A 3,197-nucleotide genomic window follows, 5' to 3' on the forward strand; every position below is an offset into this window, starting at 1 on the left:
TGCTTTTCTTTAGGGGAGTTACCTTTATTAAAGGGCATTGCTTTGTTTTTATTTGAACTTTTGGAGTATTTTTTGTTACGTAGGCTTTTCTTGGTTGAAAGTACTGTTTGTATTCGTATTAATACGATTTGTTGAGTTGGTCTCTATCAATGAAAATACCGTCTCTCAAGATATTAATAATAAGTGGGCGCAGATGTTTGAAGGTGAAAGAGATTCATCTCTGAGGGTTATATTCCCCGTCGCTTGCGGCGAACGACCCACAGAGCTTACTTCATGCTCTGCCCCTTCAGGCAGGGTAGTTGATTTGATTTAAGCCATTCCAGACTGAAATTAACGTCAATCATACTCAATATTTTTCCCTGCCTTTAAAAATGCCTTTCAGAAGGAAGGGGCTCTCAAGCCTCTGGTCAGAAAGGGCCAATCAACAACATAACCCTTGGTACACAGGCTGGTATTAATGAGTACAACGGCAACGGTGGCACCTTCTGCCAATGGCGGCAGGAAATCCATGATTGAGAGAATCGGGAAAAAGATTCCTGACCCGGTCATTATCTTTATCTGGCTATTTGGCCTGACTCTGGCGGCTTCTTTCTTGTTGGGAGGCCATAGCTTTGAAGTCATGGGCGCGGATGGTGGTCAGATCGTTCATTCTGTCAAAAACATGCTGACCACAGAAAACGTTCGCTGGATGTTCGAAAACGCCATTCTGGCGAACTGGCTGTCCTTTGGACACGGCGTTCTGGGTATCATCCTGATTGTTATGCTGGGTGTCGGTGTTGCAGAAGACTCTGGTCTGCTATCCACCCTGATCAAGAAAGCCGGTCTGAAAGTGAACGATAAATACTTGCCTGCTTTGCTGGTATTCATCGGTATCATGAGCAGTGTCGCCACCGATGCCGGCTATCTGGTTCTGATTCCACTGGCCGGTCTTTTGTATGCAGGTCTGGGCAAAAATCCTCTGATTGGAATGGCGGCTGCTTTTGCCGGTGTATCTGCAGGATTCAGTGCTAACCTGCTGCCTGCCACGCCGGTGGATGTCGTCGTGGGTGTGAACGCTCAGATTTTTGCTGAATCTCAGGGAGTGCCTTTCACTAATGCCGCGGGTGAGGCTTTGACGCCTGCTACTATGCATTATTTCTTTATCCTTGCATCGACGTTTATTCTGGCGATTGTGGGAGCCTGGGTGACTCACAAGTTTGTCACTCCCAAGCTGGAGAAAATGGATTACCAGATACCTGAAGATCTGGATATCACCAGTTTTGAAGTCACTGAGGCTGAAAACAAAGGTCTGAAAGCAGCGTTCTTTGGTCTGCTGGCTTCCATTGCCATTATGGTGGGGCTGGCAACGGGCCCGCTGGCTGAATACACCAATGAAGCGGGCAAAGTGGTCAATCCGTTCCTGAATAACATCATCCTTATGATTACCATGACGTTCCTGATTGTGGGTATTTGCTACGGTAAATCAACAGGTAAATTCAAGGGTATGCAGGATGTTGTCAGTGCCATGGTCAAGCAGATGAATACGGTCGGCTATGTACTGGTGTTGACCTTCTTCTGCTACAACTTCCTGGCTCTGTTGGGCTTTACCGGACTGGGTACTTACATTACCTACCTGGGAGCCAGTTTCCTTCAGTTCCTGGGACTGGATAACTTCCCGATTCTGTTGATCATTGGCTTCATTATTACTACCGCAGTCATCAACCTGTTTGTTGGTGGTCTGACAGCCAAGTGGATGCTGCTGGGTCCCATCTTCGTACCCATGTTGTACCAGGCAAACCCGGCCATGACCCCGGATCTGGTGGCTGCGGCATTCCGTGTTGCAGACTCTTCCACCAACATCGTGACACCCATGATGACTTATGCGGGTGTTATTCTGGCCTTCATGAGGAAGTACAAGCCTGATCTGACCGTTGGCGACATGATCGGAATCATGATGCCTTACTCTATTGCCTTTATCACCATCTGGACGGCTGCATTAATAGGGTTCTTTGCCCTCAATATTCCTTTGGGCTTCTGATTCGCTACAGAATAAAACCAGCTCTCAGTGCTGGTTTTATTCAACGTGATGAATCCATTTCGTTTTAATTTGTCTGGTAACTCTGTTCCAGAAAAGCCTTTCTTTCAGATAATGGCCTCAAGAGTTGCGATGAGATCTGCGGCAATGCTTCATAACTGATCCTGATCGCATCGAGTGGGGGCCGACCCACTTGACTATCCTTCTTCCCGAAGGTAGCTCTATAAGACGTGGCTGATTAATGCTCGAATCTTTAATCCTTTCTGTGTTACAAGTGTAATTAGATTGTGACTGCTACCTTTGTACTCTGGTTTAAAAAATCTTGACGAATAGAAAAATAAATACAAATACAGGCATTTTCTATATGAGTCTTTTAACGAGCATCTTTGCAAACAGTAAAAGGATGGTAAATTGGTTGTCTCAGTGCTTGATAATTGGCCCAGTCTGCAGAAAGTATTCAGTTGGGATCAAGGCCTTTAAAAGGTGTGGAAATTTTTATGCTACTAAAGCACATGTCTCTGATTGCCGGGGTGCTGGCAACGGTGCTGGTAAGTGGGTGTACAGTGACAGCTGAACGAGATGCAATGGAAAAAAGCCAGGTGGTGGTGAAAAGTCCGGCAGATGATCGTGATTACCGTTTTGTCGAGTTGGAGAACGGTCTCAAGGCCCTGCTGATCTCCGATCCGGATACGGATAAGGCCGCTGCGGCAGTGGATGTGAAAGTAGGTAGCTTTCAGGACCCGGACAACCGTTTGGGCCTGGCTCATTTTCTTGAACATATGTTATTTCTGGGCAATGAAAAGTACCCGGAAACAGACGGTTATTTTGAATACATCCGCGCGAATGGCGGCTCTGCCAATGCCTATACGGCGGATACCCGAACCAACTATTTCTTCGACATTAACAGTGACAAACTGAGACCTGCGCTGGATCAGCTGGCACAGTTTTTTGTCTCGCCAACGCTGGATCCGACTTATGTTGATCGTGAGCGTAATGCGGTGGACTCTGAATATAAGCTTCATGCCAATGAGGATGGCTGGCGCTTGATGACAGCTCAGAATGCGACGTCGAATCCGGCGCACCCTCGCAGTCGTTTCAATATTGGCAGCCTGGAAACCCTTTCCAATGAAGATGGTAAATCTCTCTGGGAAGATCTAAAGACGTTCTACGATAACTACTATGT

2 protein-coding genes are annotated in these 3,197 nt (G+C 46.8%); both read left to right on the plus strand.

Features of this window, described 5'->3' with window-relative positions; genetic code table 11:
- Positions 1-457: 457 nt before the first annotated feature.
- Entirely contained in the window at positions 458-2,017 is a 1,560-nt protein-coding gene (locus KDK17_RS17310; RefSeq protein ID WP_257288656.1) for an AbgT family transporter, read from the plus strand.
- A gap of 494 nt (positions 2,018-2,511) precedes the next feature.
- The coding region (locus KDK17_RS17315; protein ID WP_257288657.1) for an insulinase family protein at positions 2,512-3,197 on the plus strand (686 nt) is incomplete at its 3' end.

The organism is Endozoicomonas sp. SESOKO2, from assembly GCF_024606245.1.
GTDB lineage: Bacteria > Pseudomonadota > Gammaproteobacteria > Pseudomonadales > Endozoicomonadaceae > Endozoicomonas_A.